Origin of the sequence: Shigella sp. FJ200513, from assembly GCF_040495915.1 — a bacterium.
GTDB lineage: Bacteria > Pseudomonadota > Gammaproteobacteria > Enterobacterales > Enterobacteriaceae > ECMA0423.
The window spans coordinates 1-3540 of sequence record NZ_JBDYCV010000188.1 but is presented as its reverse complement, the minus strand read 5'-3'; the positions used below and the strand labels follow the sequence as shown (position 1 = coordinate 3540).

General features: G+C 48.9%; 1 protein-coding gene and 3 pseudogenes. 1 reads left to right on the top strand and 3 read right to left on the bottom strand.

Features of this window, described 5'->3' with window-relative positions:
- Positions 1–214: 214 nt before the first annotated feature.
- From ABZJ92_RS21035 to tnpA, 3 genes and pseudogenes are all read right to left on the bottom strand, one after another.
- Positions 215–838 (bottom strand): DUF4376 domain-containing protein, encoded by a 624-nt coding sequence (locus ABZJ92_RS21035; RefSeq protein WP_064198857.1) that lies wholly within the window; start codon positions 836–838, stop codon positions 215–217.
- Positions 789–956: pseudogene (locus ABZJ92_RS21030) on the bottom strand (hypothetical protein); the annotation flags it as partial. The pseudogene ABZJ92_RS21030 and the gene ABZJ92_RS21035, both read right to left, overlap by 50 nt.
- Positions 952–1338 (bottom strand): annotated as a pseudogene (gene tnpA, locus ABZJ92_RS21025) (IS66-like element accessory protein TnpA); the annotation flags it as partial. The pseudogenes tnpA and ABZJ92_RS21030, both read right to left, overlap by 5 nt.
- Positions 1339–2561: 1223 nt before the next feature.
- On the opposite strand from tnpA, the pseudogene ABZJ92_RS21020 reads away from it, so the two are divergent.
- Positions 2562–3450: pseudogene (locus ABZJ92_RS21020) on the top strand (Rha family transcriptional regulator).
- The last annotated feature ends 90 nt before the right edge of the window (positions 3451–3540 follow it).

Here is a 3540-nt window from a genome sequence, read left to right as displayed (position 1 = left end):
TGCCTGAAAACGGCTCACAACTGCACCATTCATAATCACATCGCATAAACCACAGACCGGACTGACTCCGGAAAAACAGAGGCCCGCCCCCGGGCCTCCCCGGATTCATCCGTTTCCCTGTTCAGCCTGACAGCACGCCCCGGCGGCCGGATGACAGACTCCGCTTCGGTAAGCAAAGCGGTCTTCTGTGATTCCGCCAGTTGCGGCTTATTCATTACTCAACGTCAAACGCCCGAATTGAAGCCAAATCATCCAGACCGCTCAGCTCCTCTTTCATTTCACGCTGACGGCGATAAATCTCATCGTTGCGATCGACCTGCGCCTGCACCATTGCTGCCGCCAGTTCTTCCAGTTCCGGCATCGACAGTTTCACCTGCTGATTATCGGCATCGCTCCACGCCATATGTGTTTGTGCTGTGACAGATTTTGCCAGCATGACTACCGGGGACAGGCGGCCCAGTGAGTCGGGACCAGCATTCCAGATACGACCGTTCCATTCAAACGTGAACGGCTTCGCCTCCTGTTCTGTGCGCCATGCTTCAATTTCCTGACGTCTGGCCTCTCTGGCCGCTTCCAGCATTTCTGGTGTCACAGTGAATGGGGCTATCTCACCCCATTTGCCACTTTGCAGTTCCTGCCAGATTTGCTGACCCGTCGGTGCGACATCATCAGCGGTGGCTGTGTAGGGGACTGCCTGGTCCCTGTCGTCAAAAAAAACGTCACAGTCTACTGCGCCACTTTCGGTATAACGGGGATTAATGATTTTTTTAATTTCCACGGTGCATTCCTCACGATGTGCGAATAAAAAGCCCGGGCATTGCGCCAGAGACATGAGCATCCGGCACCCCGGACAGGGCGCAATATGACCCCGGTAATGAATGCTCTGAACATCCCGTAATGAAAAATTGTGGGGATGCTATATACGTTCCGGTGGGAGTACTGGGCACTGAAATCCCTGATATCGTGTTCTCTGGCGATCCGGGCAACAACAGCCCCAGGCTGTAACGCCTGCTTAGCCAGACGGACCTTAAATTCACGGCTATAGCTGGTTCGCCGTTCTTTTCGCCATGAGCCTTCTCTGATTTGAGGCTCTGTTAATTCCTTCTTTCTGTTGGCATAAAGGATGGCGTCAAGTTGAGCGAATGAAACTGAATCGGGCAATGGCCATGCGATACCGGATGCAAGAAATCGCTGAAAAAGCGTATGTATTGTGGAATGACTGAGACCCAGACGCTGAGCGATGGCCCGGATGGTCAGTTTATCTTCAAATCTTAAACGCAGGGCATCAGGCAAATAAGAACGGAAGCAGGGAATATCTTTTGTTGTCTGGGAATTCATCGTTCGTGTCCATCAATATAGATGGGCGCGATTGTTGCCAGACAGGACAATTTTCACAAGACGTCGCTGATGGGGCGCTTACTGTTGTTCTGAGGTGAGCATATCACCTCTGTTCAGGTGGCCAAATTCAGTGTGCCACTTCAAATTAAGCATTGCCAGAATGATTACATACCAGCGTTAATGGCTAACCAACGAAGCCAAGGTTGGTAATTAAGGAGTTCTCCACGGGTGAGGTGGAGTGCGTGCGCCGGACACGGGTGAGTATCCGGCATGTTCTTTAAAAATCTGAATACCGTGACTCAAAAATCATTATTGAAATTGTAGTCCATGAGATACTCATTTTTACAGGAGGGGCATTGAGTTTTCGTATATTTATCGCCTTCCTCGATAGGGAAAGGTTGCAATATAGATATTGCTCTCTTCGCAAAACATTCTGGACAAAAATACATGGTAATCTTGCCAGAGCTAGTATTGCACTGTCTGGCATACACAATCGTTCCAGTAATCAATTAGCGAGGTTCGCAGTCTTCACTTTGGAACTTAAACTTTTCTATCTCCGTGAGTTTTGCTTTGAGCGCAGCCTCATTGCTTTTAGAGATTGTCAGCTCATCAATGAGATGACAAATATTCAAGCTGAATGCTTGACAACTTAGAGTTTATTTCAGACACAGCGCGATCAACCTCAGCCTGAGTTTTTGCTTCATTGAATAATTTTAACATTGATGCAGTCTCTTTGAGAGCTGACATCGCTAATACATCACTTGCTCACTCTTCTTATTGTTGGGGTATTCAGATTATACAAATTTCTTGTTGTTGGGGAATAACAGGAACCACCTCGCCTGACGTAGTTAAAAGCAGGCACACAACGCGAAATGACGCGGCGGTAAGTATGGCGGAGTTATTCCTTCCCCGTTGAGGACACCGGGTTGTCAGGTTGACCATACGCTTAAGTGACAACCACGCCACAACACTCCATGTTGATTGGTACCTTTGGCGGCATCAGTTTCATTGCTGGCTGATGTCCGCCCTTTTTAAAGTGAATTTTGTGATGCGGTGAATGCGGCTGAGCGCACGCGGAACAGTTAAAAAGCGATTAGTTCCCACGTATCGGGTGGTTATGGGTTTCCCTGTATCCGGCGTTAATTGTTAACTGGTTAACGTCACCTGGAGGCACCAGGCACCGCATCAACAAAGTTCACTTCGGTGATGAAAGGTAAGAGAAAATGTTGAATGTAGCTATTGAAAACCAGAACGGGTGGAATTATAGTGCATCTGCACCTCATAAAACGGGGGCCGGGCGTGGAAACCCGAACGTTACTCGAGCGCATAGCCGCGCTGAAGCGGTTTTTTTATGCGTAATGCACAGCTCCATTCAAATTATGGTGGGATGTGCAGGGCAGTCGCAAGACTGGCCGGGTTCTCGAGTGACCGGTATTTCCACCCCTGTACGTCTCACCACCCTTATGGTCGTGGAAAACCTCGGTGGTGAGTTAATTAACTTATCACTCGAGGATGCCATCATGGCTACTATCCCTGCCCTTTCTCACCCTGACGTAACCATCGAAAACGGTCGCGCTGTCACTACGTCTGTTGCGGTTGCAGAGTTCTTCCACAAACGACACGACAATGTGTTACGTGCCATCGCAAATACTGAATGCTCACCTGAATTTAACGCCCTCAATTTTGAGGACGTCACCTACACCGACACCAAAGGCGAAAAACGCCCAATGTACCAAATCACCAAAAACGGCTTCGTTTTCCTGGTGATGGGCTTCACTGGGAAAAAAGCCGCTGCATTCAAAGAGGCCTACATCGCTGATGTTCGACCGCATGGAGGCAGAACTGCACCAGAATAATACCCCGTCCGCTGACAAGATGATTCCGGGTAACGGTCGCACTCTGGTTGTGCACTTCGACGAACACGGCAATATCAGATTCACCGAAACTGTTCCTGACGGTGCACTGGTCTGTACCCTGGATACTTTCCAGTTTTATCTGGAAAAACAGGGGTGGGCTCTTGTAAACCGGAGCGCAATTAAAAATATGACCGTAGAGCAGCTGCTAGACTGGCCCCCTGAATCTCCAGACAACCAGTATCACTTATTTAAGTGATAGTCTTAATACCAGTTTTTAGACTTGTCATTGGAGAACAGATTATTGATGTCTTAGGGCCGGAGAAACGCAGACGGCGTACCACACAGG

Bases quoted from the DNA above. Each gene is read 5' to 3' on its own strand.
- ABZJ92_RS21035 (WP_064198857.1), bottom strand. From the start codon at position 838: ATGCTCATGTCTCTGGCGCAATGCCCGGGCTTTTTATTCGCACATCGT.